This is a genomic window from Elusimicrobia bacterium HGW-Elusimicrobia-1, from assembly GCA_002841695.1.
GTDB lineage: Bacteria > Elusimicrobiota > Endomicrobiia > PHAN01 > PHAN01 > PHAN01.
Genome location: PHAN01000004.1, coordinates 89,574 through 106,707 on the forward strand (window position 1 = coordinate 89,574; position 17,134 = coordinate 106,707).

A 17,134-nucleotide genomic window follows, 5' to 3' on the forward strand; every position below is an offset into this window, starting at 1 on the left:
CAAAGCGAGGTTTTTTCAACAATCTCATAATAACCCTTGCGTAATGCGTAATATGAAAGAATCAATCGTGGATACGCCGCGCGTATCCGAAATTCTATCGGCCTGTATATCTTCGGGCGATCCGTCGGCGGCTTCCGCCGTTGTCGAGCGCGCCCGGGATAAAAAAGGTTTCGGCGTCGAAGACGCGGCCAAAATAATCGGCGCCCTCGGCGACCCTGATTTCGACCGGCGGCTTTTCGAGGCCGCGGCTTCCGTCAAGAAGGACATTTACGGGGAGCGTCTCGTTTTCTTCGCGCCGCTTTATCTTTCAAACCGCTGCGCGAACGACTGCGCCTACTGCAATTTTAAGTCGGCGCACTCCGCGCTCAAACGGGCGGATTTAAGTGTCGAAGAAATTACGCGCGAAACCGCGTCGCTCTTGTCAATGGGACATAAAAGATTGCTTCTGGAATCGGGCGAGTCGCCCGAATTTGGCGTCGAGAGAGTTACGGAGGCCATCCGCGCGATATACTCCGTAAAAACGCGCTTTGGCTCCATACGCAGGGTTAATGTCAACATCGCCGCAACCTCGACGGAAAATTACCGCAAGTTGAAATCGGCGGGCATCGGCACTTACCAGCTTTTTCAGGAGACCTATCATCCCGCCGCGTACGCCGACGTCCATCCGCGCGGGCCCAAGTCGGACTATATCCGTCAGATAACCGCCCACGACAGGGCGTTTGAAGCGGGCATCGACGACGTTGGACTGGGCGTTCTGTTCGGGCTCTACGACTGGCGCTTTGAAGCGCTGTGTTTGATAGAACACGCGACCCGCCTTGAAAAAAAACACGGCGTGGGCCCTCACACGATTTCCGTTCCGCGATTCCGCCCCGCCGACGGCGTGGAATATGCGCCGCGGTACGCGGTTTCCGACGAGGATTTCCTGCGAATCATCGCCATACTCCGTCTGGCCGTGCCGTACACGGGGCTTATAATCAGCACCCGTGAGCGCCCTGACATCCGCGCGAAGGCCTTCGGCATAGGTATATCGCAGGCCTCGGCGGCTTCGGCCACGGGCGTGGGCGGTTATGGCGTCCGCGCGTCGGGGACTGCGAAGTCCGTCGGCGCGAAGGCGGGACAATTCGCGGTTTCCGACGAGCGGCCGCTGGCCGACGTCGTGGCTTCCGCGCTTAAAGACGGTCTTCTGCCGAGTTTTTGCACGGCCTGTTATCGTCGCGGCCGCACCGGCGAAAAATTCATGGAACTGGCCAAGCCGGCCGAAATACACAACTTCTGCCGGCCGAACGCCATACTGACATTCGCCGAATATCTGGAAGATTTTGCCGCTCCGGCGGTTTACCGCAAGGGCATGGCCGTCATAGAGAAAACCCTCGCGGCCGTCGAGGACGCCGCAATGAGACAAAATACGCGCTCTGCGCTCGACCGCATAAAAAATGGCGAGCGTGACGTTTACTTTTAAAAATTATGTGCTATGCGATGCCGGGCAGAGTGACGGAAATTTCCGACGGAAAGGTCGTCGTCGATTACTTCGGCGAGCGCCGCCGCGTCCGCAATGATTTTTTCAAACTTGCCGTCGGCGATTACGTTTACGCGCAGGGCGGCTTCATAGTCCAGAGAATATCCGCGGCTGAGGCCGAGCCGGTTTTGACGACGTGGAAAGAATATTTCGCCCAGCTCAATAAGACGGATTTGCGGCTGGCGTCCACGGGCGAAGATTTGCGCGCCCGCGCCAATCGCGTGAGGCGCGAGCATACCGGCAATTCTTCGTGCGTGCACGGAATAATAGAATTCTCCAACCATTGCCGCGCCGACTGTCTGTATTGCGGACTTCGCTCCTCGAATAAATCCCTTAAACGGTATCGTATGACACCCGGCGAAATCGTGGCCGCCGCCGACTACGCCATCGAGAAGTTGGGTTTTAAGGCGATTGTCCTGCAATCGGGCGAGGATGCGTTTTTCGACGGGAAAACTCTGTCCGGAATAATCGCGCGGATAATGGGCAAACATCCCGTTTTGATAGTTATGAGCGTAGGCGAGCGCGATTATTCCGACTACGAGGCAATGTACTCCGCCGGCGCGCGCGGCGCGCTGATAAGATTTGAAACTTCAAACCCCGTCATATACGAAAAACTCCGCCCGGGCCGACGGCAGGCGGAAAGATTGTCGCTGATAAAACGCCTCAAATCCGACGGATGGATAATTATGAGCGGTTTCATCCAGGGTCTGCCGGGCCAGACGGAAAAAGACATCGCCGCCGATATCAAACTTTCCGAGTCGCTGGGCGTGGAGATGATGAGCTTCGGCCCGCTTATACCTCACCCCGATACGCCGCTGGCCGCCGCGCCGCCGGCCGATTTTGAAAAGATACTCGACACCATCGCCCGCGCCAGGATAATGTTTCCCGAACTCAGGATACTTGTGACCACCGCGGCCGAAACGCTCGGCGGAAAAGAGGCCGCCCGCAGGGCGCTTATGGCGGGGGCCAACTCCGTTATGGTCAATCTTACCCCGCCCGAATATTCAGGGCTTTATTCGCTTTATCCCGGTCGCGTCCCCGTCGCGGGCTCCCGAGGCGAAGCCGTGGCCGAAACGGTGAAAATGCTCAGAGAAATGGGACGCGCTCCGTCGGATATAGGTTCCACGGAATAATGAATAAAAAACGCGCCGCAATAACGGTTACCGAGGCGTCCGCGGGCAGCGGCAAAACGCGGATGCTTACCCTGCATTTTCTTTCTCTCCTGCTGTCGTCGGCAAAACCCGAACCGCAAAAAATTCTGGCCATAACTTTCACCAACGACGCCGCCGCCGAAATGAAGGGGCGCATTCTGGAATGGCTCAAAAAAGCGGCGCTCGGCGACGCGGACACGATAAAAGAAATCAAAGCCCGCGCGTCGATAATATCTTCCGGTCTTACCGATAAAAAGATATCGTCCGCGGCGGCCGCCGGTCTGGCGGGGATACTGGAAAACTATCTCGACCTTAACGTTCATACGATAGACAGTTTCGTTAATTCCGTGGCCGTGTCGTCGTGCGTGGAGATAGGTCTGCCGCCCCGCTACGAGATAGTGACGGACGTCTCCGGACACATCACATTCGTGGCCGAAGAATTAATGGAATCCGCCGGCTCCCCGTCGGCGGTCTCGGGCGCTTCCTCGGAAGTTTTCGACAGGTTTCTGGACGCTTTTATTAATGTGGAAACTTCAAAGGCATGGAATCCCAAGAAATCTTTTCTGGAAACCGCAGAACTGCTCTACGGCGAAGAGAATAACAGGGGCAAGCTTTTTGCCGTCTCTCCGTCGACCAAGGAAATCCGCGCCCGCAGAAAAGAACTTATCAAAGAATGTCTTGCCGAAGCCGAAAGCGTCGCGTCCGCCCGCAGCAGGGTTCCCATGCTCGACAAACTCTCCGGCGGGCTGCTTGAAGAATTAAGCGAGCCGCAGATAAAACTCTTTTCGCCGCCGCTGCGGGAGCGTCTGGGGGTTTATTTCACGGATTTGTCGGCCGCCCGTTTCGACGCATACGTCGATATCCATTCGCTTTTCCGCGATGCCGTCGAGAGTTATAAAAGCCGCAAGCGCGTGGTGTTTATATCGGATCTGAATTCAAAAATAGCGTCTTACGTTTCCGCCGGCGAAGTGCCGTCGATTTATTTTATGCTCGGCGACAGAATCGATCATTTCCTGATAGACGAATTCCAGGACACCAGCGAGATACAGTGGCGGAACCTCGCGCCTCTGGTTGAAAACAGCGTATCGTCGGGAGGAAGTTTTTTTTACGTGGGGGATAAAAAGCAGGCGCTTTACCGCTGGCGCGGAGGAAGGGCGAAGCTTTTCGACGAGGCCGCCGCCTCGGCCGGTCCCGCCGAAGTCGAAATATTGCGGCTTCGCCAGAACTTTCGCAGCAAAAAAAATATCGTCGATTTCGTCAATTCCGCGTTTTCCGCGCAAAACCTCTCCCGTCTTGGACTTGAAGCGACCGATACGACCGCTTACGAAAACTCGGCTCAGACGGTGGGCTTCGCCAAAAACGCTTCGGGCGGACGTGTTACCGTGGAAAAAATATCCGCGGTCAATACGGACGAACTCGACGAACAATTAAGAGAACGTCTTCTTGCGATAATATCCGCGATGGCCTCGGCAGCCGGACGTTTTTCCCGCGGGGAAGTCGCCGTGCTTGTGAGAAAAAATGAGGATGTCAAAAAAGTTACGTCATGGCTTCTGGCCGGCGGCTGGCCGGTCGTTTCCGAGATAACCATGAGCATCCGTGAGAACAGCCATGTGGCGCAGATTATCAATCTGCTCGCGTTTATCGACCTCCCGTCCGACGATCTCGCTTTCGCGTCCTTCATATCGGGAGATATTTTTCCGTCGGCAACCGGCATGCGCCGCGAAGATATACTCGCTTTTCTTGAAGATAACCGGCGCGCGGCCGGCAGTCCGCCGCTGGGCGAGTCCTTCGCGCGGCAGCGTCCGGATATTTGGGAAAAATTTATAAGACCATTGGTCGATGCCTCGGCATATATGCCTCCGTACGACCTTGCCGCGCAATTTATCGACGATTACCGCGTAATGGAGCGTTTCGGTTCGCAGGAAATATTTTTTATGAGATTTCTTGAGATACTCAAGGACAGAGAATCGCCCGAAGGTAGTTCTCTTAAGGATTTCCTGGATTACTGGAAGGACGGCCGTCCGCAGGATTTCGAGGTCATTCTGCCCGGCGATGTCGACGCGGTCAAGGTTTCCACCATACACAGAGCCAAGGGATTGAGTTTTCCGGCGGTAATAATGCCTTTCGCCACGGCGGGGCGCAACATCGACAAGTACGTCGAAGAAAACGGTTCGCTGTCGCTGCGCTGCGTATCGGCGAAATACGCCAAGTTTTCGCCCGAGGTGGCCAAACTCAGAGTGATGGCGTCAAAAGAGGAGCTCCTCGACGAAGTCAACGTCGCCTACGTCGGCGCGACCCGCGCCGCTTCCGAACTGAGGATTATCCTGCACGAAACGCGCAACAGAAAAAATCCGTTTATGCAAATGTTCGACGAAGTCGAAATCGGAGAACCGGCGGAAGGTCTTGCGCGCCGCGCCGACCGGAAGCCGTCGTCGAGTCCCGACATCATTGCGCCTAAGCGCGGCAAAAGATGGTGGGAGAATCTCAGCCGCGAAAGAGCCGATGTCGACGCGATTTTCGATCCGTCCCGCCGCGAAGCCGTGAGACGCGGCGCGGTCATTCACCTGGCGCTGTCTAAAATCGACGGTCCCGTTTCCGACGCGCCGCGCGCGGTGGACGTCGCCCTTGAAGCCGCCGCGCGGGAATCGGGCTACACTGGTCCCCTCGACGGGGAGCGCAGGAAACTGCTGGAACTTTTCGCCAACGGGGAATTTTTGTCGTGGTTCGCGGTTCCGGGCGCAAACGAAAAAGAGTTTGTGGACGCCTCCGGCAGAATCATTCGACCGGACCGGCTTGCCGATATCGGGACCGGAAAAAAAATGATTATTGAATACAAGACGGGCGAAGAGTACGACGAGAAACATGCCGCCCAGATTCTAAAATACAAAAAGACGGTCTCGGCCGTATATCCTTCGGTCGAATTCGGCTGCCGCCTCGTTTACGTCGACGAAGGCAGGATAGCCGCGCCGTAAATCCGTTGCCTGGCGGTGATATTCGCAAGTTATGCTTATATTCGTTTCGCTTCTGGCACTATACGTTTTTACACTGTATCCGTCGGTGGCGCCCTACCGCGATTCCGGCGATATGATTGCTTCGGCTTTCACGCTGGGCGTGGCGCATCCGTCGGGCTATCCGCTTTACTCCCTCGCCGGTAAAATATTCGCCGTCGCCATACCTTTCGCGTCGGTCGCTTACAGAATAAACCTTATGTCCGCCGTCTTCGGCGCGGCCGCCGTTGCGATTCTGGCGTTGCGTTTTCGCGGGCCAGGGCGGTGGGCGTTTCTGGCTCTCGGTTTCTCGGCGCCGTTCTGGAGATTGTCGCTCGTTTCGGAGATGTATTCTCTGAATGTTTTTTTCGCGGCTGTCGCCGCAGTTATTCTTGCCGGCGAAATCGACGCCAAAAAAATAGCCGCCTCGGCGTTTGTGACGGGCCTTGCCTGCGGCAATCACCTTACGGCGGTTTTTCTTGCGCCCGCCGTCGCCCTTGCGGCGATATCCGCCGCCGGACCCGCCCGCCGCGATATATTTTCCGCTTCAAAGATAGCGCTCTATGCCGCGCTTTTTCTTTTGGGCTGCTCGGTTTATGTATATCTGCCGCTGCGCGCATTGTCGGGCGCCGACATAAACTGGGGCGACCCCTCCACGCCGGAGCGTCTCTGGCGCGTTCTTACGCGCGCCGATTACGGCGGACTTAAACTTCATCCCGAGGAAAGCGAGTTGTCGTGGACGCTGTCCTCGGTCGCGGGTCAGGTCGTCTATTATTTTCGCCTTGCCGCCGAAAGATTCGGCGCGATATTTTTACTATTCGCCGCCGCGGGTATCGTCTCGGCGGCGGTTCGTCCGTCGCCCATAGGAATTTTGGCCGTTGCGGGATTCGTAATTTCGGGGCCGCTTTTTTCGCTTTTGGCAAATCTTCCGACGGACAAGGCATCCACGCCGGGCATTCTGGAACCGCACTTCGTGATGCCCGATATGTTTCTGGCCGTTTGCGCGTGGATGGGCGCGCAGTTTGCTTTGAGGCCGCGCGGGAGCGGAACGTTTAAAAATATGCCGGCTCTCAAGATAAGTGTTTTTGCCGCGCTTATGCTGGCTTCCGCCGGTATACTGGCACGGACGCTTCCTGACTGTTTTTACCGCGACGACTTCCACGCCCACGATTACGCCCGCAACGTTCTTGCCACCGCCGCGCCCGAATCTATAATATACGATCCCGACGACACCACGGCTTTCGCGACCGATTACCGTCAATATGTCATGGGTCTTCGGCCCGACGTAAAAAAGGCGGTATATTTCAGGACGCGGTGGGGTTATGAGAGATTGAAACGCCGCCACCCTGATATTCTGCCTCCGCGCGAAATAGTATCGGGAAGGGAACTGTCCGCCGAAATCATAAATTACAATAAGGCATCAAGGATGATCCTCGCCGACCTGCCGTCGAAATTCCCGTCGGGGCACGCTGTCAGGCCGAGGGGAATAATGCACGAAATCGTGCCTGCCTTCGCGGCTGCGACGAAGATCCCGCCGGAAAAATATTTCAATTTTTATTTTATGAGGGGCGTTCCGCGTCGGGACGGCTCGCGCGATTTTTTCAGCAGTCACGTCGTATCTTATTATTCTTCGGCCTTGGCTAATATCGGGTTGTATTACGCCCCCCCGGATAAAAATCCGGCTCGCGCCCGACGGCTCTATCTGGATGCGCTGGCCATCACCGGCGATCTTTCGGCGGCATGGAACAATCTGGGCACGCTTTATTTTGCCTCCGGCGATTACGCCCTCGCCGCCGCGATGTTTGAAACCGCCTCGCGCGCGGATCCGGCCAATCTGTCGTCGTCGATAAACGCCGGGATGTCGTACGCCCGCGCGGGCGACGTCGACAGAGCCGTCGACGTATTCGGCGCGATTTTGCGCAAGAGATTCAATCCCTCCGCCGCCAACGAACTCGGGCTTATCTATTACGGTCGGGGAAATTACGCCGAAGCCGAAAGAATTTTTTCCGGCGTCATACGCGTTTCGCCGTCTTTTTCCGCCGCGTATTACAATATGGGTCTTACGCTTTCTAAAACTCGTCCGTCGGAATCCAAAAAATATTTTGACGAGTACGAAAGAATGACACGGAATTGATTTTTCGCGCCCGGCACCTCTTTTTAAAAGATGGGGTGAACATGGTTATAACACTAATCACCAACCACTAACCACTAGTCACTATACTTTAATCTTTGCATTGACTTTGACTAATTTGTATAATCTGCGCTGATTATGGACGCGGCAACCAGAGTATTCCTGCTTATGATAGTAGTGGCTGTTCTCGGCGGCCTTGCCGTGGTCACGATAAAGTCCGATTTCAGGGTGGAGCAGATTTACCGCTCCAACTCGAATTATTACCCGGCCGTCAACGATAAGAGTTTAAGAAAGTCCGGCAAATAGATCCCGAATAGGCGCAAATGCCGCGCCTCGGGAGTTTTTTTGTTTATGGAACTTTTCGTAATTTGGGTATCGTATTCTTTCGTGGCGGGGACGGCCCTTCCTTTTATATTCTTTCCCGGCGTTCCCGCGTGGGAACCCGCAAAAAAAATAATACCCTTTCTTCACTTCGGCAATATTTCTCTGGTCGCCCTGATTTGGTATACCGCCGCCGGATTGGTTGGCGCGGCCTTAATCAACCTGCTTGCCCGCCGGAAAAAAACCGCGGCGCTTCTGGCCTGTTGCGCGGCTTTTGTGGCCGCCTCGGCCAATTATTACCGCGTAGTCGACATAACATCCCCGTCGCATATCACCAATTTTTACGACGCGGCATTCTTTGATAAAACCGTGGTGCGCGGAACCATAATAGCCGACCCCGATACCAGAGACGGTTTTACCAACATCGACATAAAACCCAATTCCATCATCCCCGACCCCGTATCCAGGCCCGACGAGGTAATAAAACTCGACGGAAAAACCGGACTCCTGCGCGCCAAACTTTATCCCACGATAGGCGATTATTACTACTCTCTTTCCTACGGCGATTTCGTTGAAATCACAACTTCGATAAACGAGCCGATGCGTCTTAAAAATCCCGCCGGCTTCGACTACGCGGCTTACCTCAGGGCAAGAAACGTTTATGCCACCGCCCGCCCGATTAGAAATCCCGAGGACGTAAAATATCTCGGCACCGGAAATATACCGTGGCTCTGGAGGATCGCCCTCGGCCTTAAAAAAGAAATTCTTTTGACGATAAGAAAAACGATGCCCTATCCCGAATCCGCTTTTCTGGGCGGCGTGACACTGGGGCTCAGAGGCGGCGTACCCGGTAAAATGAAGTCCGATTTTCAGGCCACCGGCGTAGCGCACGTTCTGGCGGTCAGCGGTTTGCACGTGGGATTCGTGGCGGTAATGCTCATAATGATGGGCAGAGTGCTTAAATTGCCGTCGAAGTTTTCGTTTATTTTCGTCGTATTCGGACTGATAATATTCACTCTTATAACCGGCGCGTCTCCGGCCACGCGCAGAGCGGCCATAATGTTTTCAATGATGGAGTTTTTCCGTTCGGTGGCAAAAATGTCACTGGGGCATTCCACCGCCCTTACCATTCCGCTGACGGCTCTTATAATTCTGGCTTTCGATCCGCTTAAACTTCCCGACGGCAGTTTCGTTCTTTCGTTTATGGCCGTTTGGTCTCTGGCTATGATATCCGGCCCGGTGGAGAGCGTTTTTAAGTTCATAGGCCGCGGATGGATTTTCGCCGTAAGCATCGCGCTCACCCTCTCGTCGACGGTGCTTGTCGTGGTTTCGCCGCAGTTTTTCTCGGACACGCGCACGGTTTTCGCGTATCTGGCGGTTTTTGCGGCGCTATTTGTTTTGGCCTATTTCAGGGAAAGAACAAGTCCGTTGACTTCTCTTAATATAGAATATCTTCCCAAATGGTTTACCGGTTTTCTCTACGCGCAATTCGCCATTCAGATAGGAATGATGTATCCCCTGAGCGCCGTTTACTTCCAGCGTTTTCCGATAGCGGGAATGTACGCCAACTTTATAGCGATTCCGCTTATCGCTTTCATCGTTCAATACGGCCTCCTTGCGGGTCTTGCCAATCTGTTTTTCTCGTCGATAGGGCTACCGGGCGCGGGCCTTTCGCTGGCTCTGTGGATAAACGCGTTTAACTGGCTTTGCTGCAGATTGTTTTTAGGCATGGCCAACTTTTTCGCCGGATTGTTTCCCTATCCTTATATATCGATGCCAACCAGCACGCAGCTTATAATCTATTATTCCGCCGTTATTTTTTTTGTATTTCTTAAGCCGCTCACCTTTCAGGCACAGATGCTCATTATGCGTCTGCGCGATGTTTTCGACGAGCGGGAATTGAAGCGCCGCGTTATTCCGGCGGTCGTTGCCGTCGCGGTGATTCTGACGGCGGGCATTGTGGCGCTCAACGCGTCCAAAAAAGATTATCTCAGGGTAACTTTCTTCGACGTGTCTTTCGGTAATTCCGTGCTGGTGGAAACTCCCGACGGTAAAATCCTGATTTTCGACACGGGACAGGGCGGCGGGCAGTGGAACTCTGGCTCAAGCGTCATAGCGCCGACGTTTGCCAAGTATAAAATCGGAAGGGTAAACTGGATGGTTTTTTCGTCGCTCAAATCCAATAATATCGGCGGCACGCCGCATCTTTTGAATTATTGGCCCGTCGATAAAATCATACTGCCTTACGACCCAGCCAGGATTCCCTACGGCGCCAGTTACCACGAGTTTATAGCGTCGCTGGGCGACTGGAAACTTATGGGCGACCCCAGAGGTTCCGAGTCGACGTCGCTTTATCTGTCGTGGTATGAACTCATAAAGAGCGTAAACGCAAAAAAAATACCTCACGTCGAGGCCAAAGCCGGCGACATAATTTACGAAAAGAAAATCGGCGGCAAAAACTTCCGCGCCGAAGTCGTGGCCGCTCCGGCGTCGTCGAGCGTGGCCGGCGCCGCGACGGTGCTTAAAATCACCTACGGGAAAAATTCAGTCCTTCTTGCTCCGCAGTCCGACAGATTCGCGCAATGGGAACTTACCGATTTGGGCAGGGAGAAGCTCGCCAGCGATGTCGTGCTCCTGCCCCGTAACGGCAATCCTTCCACGCTTACCGACGAGTTTCTGGAGATGACATCGCCCAAATACGCCGTTGTCCAGTACGGTTACGCGCCTCGCGCCGTGCGCACGCAGGATTATTTTTACGATTCCGACCTTGTCCGCACGGAAGAAAAAATCTCTTCCCTCGGCGCCGAACTTTTCAGGACGGATCGACACGGCGCGGTCACTGTAACTTCGGACGGAGAAACTATTTCCGTCGACCACGTGCTGAAGCGTTAATTGAATTCAGTGGATAGTGGCTAGTAGATAGTTTTTGTTTTTTTATCTTTTCACTAACCACTATTCACTATCCACTAATCACTTATTTACCATTCACCGCCCCTTTATGGACGAACAAAAGAAAATAGAAAAAATCATTCCCACTGAACTCGGCGTCTGGATGGTCTGCCGCAAGAAGTGGCTCTACGATTTCAAGCGCAGACAGGCGCGCCGCCTGGCGGAAAAAGACGCCGGTTCGCCGCCCGCCGGCGGCAAACCCGCTCCGGAAACACAAAAATGACAAGATACATAATTTACGCTTCCGCGGCGGCCGTCGCCGTCGTGATTTTCATAATTCTCGATATATTTCTCTCCTATCGCAAGCGAAGGATAAAAAGCGCGGAAGTCCAGAACGATAAATTTTTCTCCGACAAGGATTACGAGGTTCTTTACGAGGATTCTTCCGACGGCGGCGGCGCTCTGAGTATGTGGCTGACCAAAGATACAATGCTTTACGGCCGCCCCGACCTGGTGATAAAAGACAGAGCCACCGGCGATGTGCGCGTGGTGGATTTTAAATCAGGCAACAAGAAACGTTCCATACTGTTTAACTATCAGGTTCAGCTCGCGTCGTACTTTATGCTGGTGGAACACGAATTCGGCGTAAAGCCCTCCGCCGGAGTCATAAAATATCTTGAAGACGAGTCCGAGGATTCCATAGCCAACGACCCCGAATTTAAAGATCGTGTCGTCAGGGAGGCCGTGGCGCTGGCCGAGATGAAAAGAGCGCTTGAAGCCGACGGCACACTTGAAATAAAAAGGAATCATAACGATGCCGTAAAATGCGGCATCTGCGAGTTTAAAAAAATCTGTCCCGATAAAATATAAAACCGATGGTTGTCGACAAAAAGACCCCGCCGCCCCCTCCTCCGCCTCCTTCTGCGCCACCGCGTCTGAGCGATCCGGAACACGCAAAAATCGTAGCTCAAATCGCCTCCGCTCTCAAGCCGCATCAGATCCAAATATTTTACCGCGAAGTCGAGGCGTTCAAAGATTCAGGCCTGCTTCCCGGCATACTCAGAATCGCTTCGCGTCTGAATCCCGAACAACTCGAAACAGTTTTTCACGACCACAAAATCGGCGGACCGCTGTTGATTCTGGCCTGCGCCGGTTCCGGAAAAACCACTTCGCTTGTTTTCAGAATTATCTTTCTTATACTCAAAGGCGTTCCGCCCACAAGCATCATCGCGCTCACATTTACCGTCAAGGCCGCCGAAGAAATGCGCTCGCGCGTGCGGCGCTTTATGGACGAACTTTACAAGGACGTCCTGCCCGGCGCCGACAAGGGAATCATGCTGGCCGAAATAGCGCGGATGTGGATGGGCACGTTTCACTCGGTCGCGCTTAAAATACTCAAGGAAAATATTACGGGTCAGATGAATTGTGAACTCGTGGGTCTGCGCCCCGCCTTCGACGTTACGGCCGACAATTATAAAATCATCAAGGCGGCTTTCGACTCTATGATGACCGGTAAAAAAGGTCTCGGATTCGACGAAGTCGTCTCAAAAATCGAACACGTAAAAAACGAGCTTTTGACCGTCGAGGCATTCAAAAAGAAAGCTACCCGCAAAGAAAAAAAATTCGCGGATATTTACGAGTGTTATCAGCAAATGCTCGAACAGCGTCGTTCCATAGATTTTAACGATATGCTCATATATGTGGTGCGGCTGTTCAAGGAACATCCGGAAGTGCTGAAACACTATCAGGACCGCTTCGGCTACGTTATGGTCGACGAGTATCAGGATACGAATTACGCGCAGTACACGCTCTGCAAGCTTCTTATCGGCGAGCGTCCCGAATTTTTCTGCGTGGGCGACGACGACCAGTCCATTTACGGATGGCGCGGCGCCGACGTAAGAAATATTTTGTTTTTTGAGAAGGACTATCCCAGCGCCACCCGCGTTAAACTCGTGCGGAATTACCGCTCAACCGCCACAATTATCGCCGCGGCCAACGAAGTTTTCAAAAAAGTAAAACCGAAGCAGCTTCTCAAAGTAATCGAACCGCCCAAGGACGGCGCCACCGGCGAGCCGCAGTGGGGGGAGAAGATAGCCGTTTATCACGCGCGCGACGAGCGCGACGAGATAAAATTCGTGGCCTTTGAAATAAATCGCCTTCGCCGTCTGGAGCCGGAGCTCAAATACGGCGACTTCGCGGTGCTCTACCGAACCAATTCGCAGAACAAGATGGTAAAGCGGTTTCTGGACGAAGAAAAGATTCCGTGCTCGGTTTACGACCCGCGTTTCTGGTCGCGCCCCGAAGTCAAAAACATTAAAGAATATCTCAGGGTAGTCAATTATTACGCCAGATTTTACGCGGCCAGAAAGTCGCCCGTCGCAGGCGATGATGATTATGATGACGACCGTCCGCAGACGGCCTCCCGCGCCGTCACTCCGGAAATCCTGGCGCAGGTCAATAAATCGATGAAAGTCGTGCTCACGCTGCCGCCGTCGTCGCTGCACAGGGAATCCTACGCGCGCGTGACACATCTTATGTCGCCGGCAAATATTCTGACGGACACGGAAACTTTCGAGAATATGAAGATGCGCCTCGGCAGCGAAACCGTCGACGCCAAGAATCTCGCGCGTTTCCGCGCCCTCGTCGACGAACTTTCGCGCGAGCAGTTGTTCGGCGAAGTTATGCGCGGAATCGTGGAACGCAGCGGCCTGATGTTTCAGCTCTCGCAGCAATCCGACCTCACCCGCGACGAGGCGGCCGCGCTCAAAGTTTACAAAGACCTCGTCACCGAGGCCGAGGAATTCGAGAAAAATACTTTTGCCGGCTCGACGAGCGTGCCCATATACGAAAAGATATCGCTGTTTCTGGAAAATATAGAAACCAAATCCCGCGATTCCGAGCAGTCCGCCGTGAAATCCAGGGAAGACGCCATCAACATAATGACTCTACACTCCGCCAAGGGACTTGAGTTCGACACGGTATTTTTTATCGGGCTTGAAGACAATATAATGCCTCTGAGGCATATCGAAGACAAGGAACTCGACAAGAAATCGCTCAGGAAGCGCCGCGACGAGGAACGCCGTCTTTTTTACGTCGGCATAACGCGCGCGAAGAAACGGCTCTACCTTACTTTCGCCGACGAGCGCGTGTGGTGGGGAAACAAAAATGTGCATTACGGGATATCGCCTTTCATAAAAAGCATACCGAAAAAATTCCATGTGAAAGGTTCGTACGCGTCGGGAATATTTTCCGCGCTCGTCAGGGCGATTAAGAGCGTCCTGTGGTGGTTCAGCCCCAGTTGATTTTTTTTGTATAATAGAGCTGTTGAAAAGCCCTACAAAATGTCATTCTGACCCCCGACCTGTCGGGGGGAAGAATCTCGCCTTTATAATACGGACGGAGAATAAGATTCTTCGCGGAGTTTATCCTGAGGCAACAGAGATTCTTCGCTACGCTCAGAATGACGCTTGCCGAAGGACTCAGAATGACAGGCGAAGGGTTCAGAATGACAACTAAAATACTTTTTCAACGGGCGCATAATAAAAGCCATGAGCGAACAAAGGTTTAAGGAATACCGGCAGACACAAAAGAAAAAACTCGAGATATTCACCCGCGCCAACGCGCTTGTTTTTGTTATGGCGCTGGCTGCGGCTTTTGTCTGGAGATACTTCTTTCAAAACTATATTTCCGTGGCCCCCGACGCAAAAGTGTTCGGCGGGTCCAAAGTGTTAAAGGTGGTTTTTTTCGACGTCGGCCAGGGCGATTCCGCCCTCATATCCACGCCGGCCGGCAGACACATTCTCATCGACGCAGGCCCCATAAAAGGCGTTACCGTCGAAGAATCCGAAGAGGGCGCCTACATATCCGAAGTCGACGCTGCCGAAACCGTGATACTTCCGTACCTCAAACGGAACAATATCAAACGGCTCGACGCTGTTGTAATAACGCATCCGCACACCGACCATTTCGGCGGCGCGCTTAAAATCCTCGACGATAAATCCATTTCGATAGGTCTTTTTGTTGACAACGGCGTGGCCGTGCCGAATCCGCTGTATCTGGATTTGCTCGACAAAGTCCGCCGCCGCGAAATTAAATACTGGTCGCCGTCGGCCGGAGACGTCCTGCCCGTCGAAGAGGAAGACCTGCGAATCAAGTTTTTGCTTTCAGAGATGCCTTTCGGCAACAAGGATCATTCCGCCATCAACAATTCTTCGCTTGTCGCCCGCCTCAAGTATAAAAACTTCACAGTTCTTTTTACCGGCGACATCGAAACGGCCGCCGAACTCGAATTGCTCGGATGGAAGACCGACCTTCGCGCCGTCGTCATTAAAATTCCTCATCACGGTTCGCAGACGTCTTCGACTCTTCCGTTCCTTGAAGTCGTGGCGCCGTCGGCGGCGGTGATAACCTGCGGCAAGGCCAATCCCTACGGGCATCCTCACGAGGCGGTGTTGGAGCGGCTTGCCCGGCAGAAAATAAAAACGTTTCGCACCGACGAATCCGGCGCCATCGTGTTTCAGTCCGACGGCAAAAAATACGTAAATGACACCATAAGATAATATGGCTCTTTCGCGCAAATTTTACCACGGCAAAGATAAAACATTCGTAACGGCGGTACTTTTCTTCTGGCGCCTGCACTATGGGAAATTCCGTTATGCGAGACCCCTATCTAAAATTAATAAACGGGTTCAATAAGGCCGGCATACGTTATGTCGTCGTGGGTGTTTCGGGCATAAATTACTATGTTCGCGATGCATCCCGACTGATTATAACCGGCGATTACGATATGTTCATTTACCCCGAAGTTAAAAATGTCCTATCAGCCGTTCGAGAGCTTAAAAAACAGGGTTTTATATTGTCAATGTCGGGTCGCGCTATGCCGCTGCGTGCCGTTAAAAAAGTCGTAAGTTTGCGGAAAACTATACACGCCGCGAATCATTATGGCTGCGTGGTTGAGTTGTTGCTTGATATTTCGGGATACACATTCGAGGATATTGAAAGCGATGCCCGGTTCTTTCGGGCTTCCGGTGTGCGCGTGAAAGTAGGTAATCTTGATAAATTGTTGAATTCCAAGAGAATCGCCGACCGTCCAAAAGATAGATTATTTTTGAAACGCCGTCTTTTGGACGACGTTTTTCCCGAGGGCACTTAAAATTTCGCGCGAAAAATTTTCCGTCGATAAAAATAGTTAAAAATGCTTTTTTTGTCGAATCATTGACAGGGCGTTTTGAATTTTGGTATAAGTTTACAAGAGAATAACCGGAGACCGCCCGCGTATGCGCCTTCCATACTGCGCGCGAAGCGGTCTGTGATAAAAGTCACAAAGCCCGCGCGCCCCATATCCGCGCAAAAGTACTTGAAAAAGGTCCGGTTTTCTGCTATACTTAAAGTAAGAAGCATACTTCACGTTTTAACGTTCGCGCGCAACAAGCCGAAATGAAAAACAGAGGCGCAATTTCCGCCATCTTTTCAAACGTTAAATCTGCCCGCCGGAACGCGGTATCGGGTGGGCTTTTTGACTTTGTCCGCAAAACTTCCCTTGCAGCCGTTCGCTCTTTCTTCGTTGTCTCTCTCCTTATAATATCTTCCAAACTAAACGTTTTCGCCACCGGCCAGTCGTTGGATAGTTGGGTCTGGGTCGCTTCGGCTCCCGTGGCCGCGGCATCGGGCGTATCTGTGGCTGATACAAACACCGACGTATATATTTTTCGGGGCGGCGCAATTTCTTTCTTGAAATATTCTCCTACGACGAATAATTGGGTCTGGTTATCATCAGCTCCCGTGGCGACCGGAACCGGGTCGGATTTAGCGTGGGCAGGCGGTGATTTTATTTATGCGCTGCGCGGCGGTTTCACAAATGAATTTTGGGAGTATCATATTTCCGGCGATTCATGGACGGTAAAAACTGCCCTTACGGTGAATGTAAGTTCGGGAGCTTCGCTGGCATGGGCAGGCGGAAACTTTGTATACGCAACCCAAGGCGAAACAGCAGAGTTTTATATGTATGATATAGCAGCAAATGTATGGGTTTCAACGACATCGCTGCCATTGACAATAGGTGGGGAATGTGAAATTGTCTGGGACGGCGGAAATTATTTATATGTTTATCGTGATAAAGCAAGCACCACTTTTTATAGAT

9 protein-coding genes are annotated in these 17,134 nt (G+C 53.0%); all 9 read left to right on the forward strand.

Features of this window, described 5'->3' with window-relative positions; translation table 11 throughout:
- Positions 1-43 precede the first annotated feature (43 nt).
- Entirely contained in the window at positions 44-1,459 is a 1,416-nt protein-coding gene (locus CVU77_03985) for a [FeFe] hydrogenase H-cluster radical SAM maturase HydG (protein ID PKN01676.1), read from the forward strand.
- Between the two features lie 5 nt (positions 1,460-1,464).
- A complete protein-coding gene (locus CVU77_03990; GenBank protein PKN01677.1) occupies positions 1,465-2,649 on the forward strand; it encodes a [FeFe] hydrogenase H-cluster radical SAM maturase HydE in 1,185 nt (394 codons plus the stop codon).
- Entirely contained in the window at positions 2,649-5,639 is a 2,991-nt protein-coding gene (locus CVU77_03995) for a hypothetical protein (protein ID PKN01678.1), read from the forward strand. The genes CVU77_03990 and CVU77_03995 overlap by 1 nt, the downstream gene beginning before the upstream one ends.
- A gap of 31 nt (positions 5,640-5,670) precedes the next feature.
- On the forward strand, positions 5,671-7,788 hold the full coding sequence (locus tag CVU77_04000; GenBank protein ID PKN01679.1) for a hypothetical protein: 2,118 nt from the start codon (positions 5,671-5,673) through the stop codon (positions 7,786-7,788).
- 348 nt (positions 7,789-8,136) lie between these two features.
- Positions 8,137-10,998, forward strand: coding sequence for a hypothetical protein (locus CVU77_04005; protein ID PKN01680.1), 2,862 nt, complete (start codon positions 8,137-8,139; stop codon positions 10,996-10,998).
- Positions 10,999-11,274: 276 nt separating this feature from the next.
- The gene (locus tag CVU77_04010; protein ID PKN01681.1) at positions 11,275-11,865 is read left to right on the forward strand and encodes a hypothetical protein; all 591 of its coding nucleotides are present in this window, start codon (positions 11,275-11,277) and stop codon (positions 11,863-11,865) included.
- A 5-nt stretch (positions 11,866-11,870) separates the two neighbouring features.
- Entirely contained in the window at positions 11,871-14,297 is a 2,427-nt protein-coding gene (locus tag CVU77_04015; protein PKN01682.1) for a hypothetical protein, read from the forward strand.
- Between the two features lie 246 nt (positions 14,298-14,543).
- Positions 14,544-15,554, forward strand: a complete 1,011-nt coding sequence (locus CVU77_04020; protein ID PKN01683.1) for a hypothetical protein — start codon at positions 14,544-14,546, stop codon at positions 15,552-15,554.
- 80 nt (positions 15,555-15,634) lie between these two features.
- Positions 15,635-16,147: a hypothetical protein gene (locus CVU77_04025; GenBank protein ID PKN01684.1), complete on the forward strand. Its 513-nt coding sequence runs from the start codon at positions 15,635-15,637 to the stop codon at positions 16,145-16,147.
- Positions 16,148-17,134: the final 987 nt, after the last annotated feature.

What these genes read in the sequence shown, in the direction of transcription:
- CVU77_04025 (PKN01684.1), top strand. Translation starts at nt 15,635, where the DNA reads ATGGGAAATTCCGTTATGCGAGACCCCTATCTAAAATTAATAAACGGG.
- CVU77_04010 (PKN01681.1), top strand. Translation starts at nt 11,275, where the DNA reads ATGACAAGATACATAATTTACGCTTCCGCGGCGGCCGTCGCCGTCGTG.
- CVU77_04020 (PKN01683.1), top strand. Translation starts at nt 14,544, where the DNA reads ATGAGCGAACAAAGGTTTAAGGAATACCGGCAGACACAAAAGAAAAAA.
- CVU77_03985 (PKN01676.1), top strand. Translation starts at nt 44, where the DNA reads ATGCGTAATATGAAAGAATCAATCGTGGATACGCCGCGCGTATCCGAA.
- CVU77_03995 (PKN01678.1), top strand. Translation starts at nt 2,649, where the DNA reads ATGAATAAAAAACGCGCCGCAATAACGGTTACCGAGGCGTCCGCGGGC.
- CVU77_04015 (PKN01682.1), top strand. Translation starts at nt 11,871, where the DNA reads ATGGTTGTCGACAAAAAGACCCCGCCGCCCCCTCCTCCGCCTCCTTCT.
- CVU77_04005 (PKN01680.1), top strand. Translation starts at nt 8,137, where the DNA reads ATGGAACTTTTCGTAATTTGGGTATCGTATTCTTTCGTGGCGGGGACG.
- CVU77_03990 (PKN01677.1), top strand. Translation starts at nt 1,465, where the DNA reads ATGTGCTATGCGATGCCGGGCAGAGTGACGGAAATTTCCGACGGAAAG.
- CVU77_04000 (PKN01679.1), top strand. Translation starts at nt 5,671, where the DNA reads ATGCTTATATTCGTTTCGCTTCTGGCACTATACGTTTTTACACTGTAT.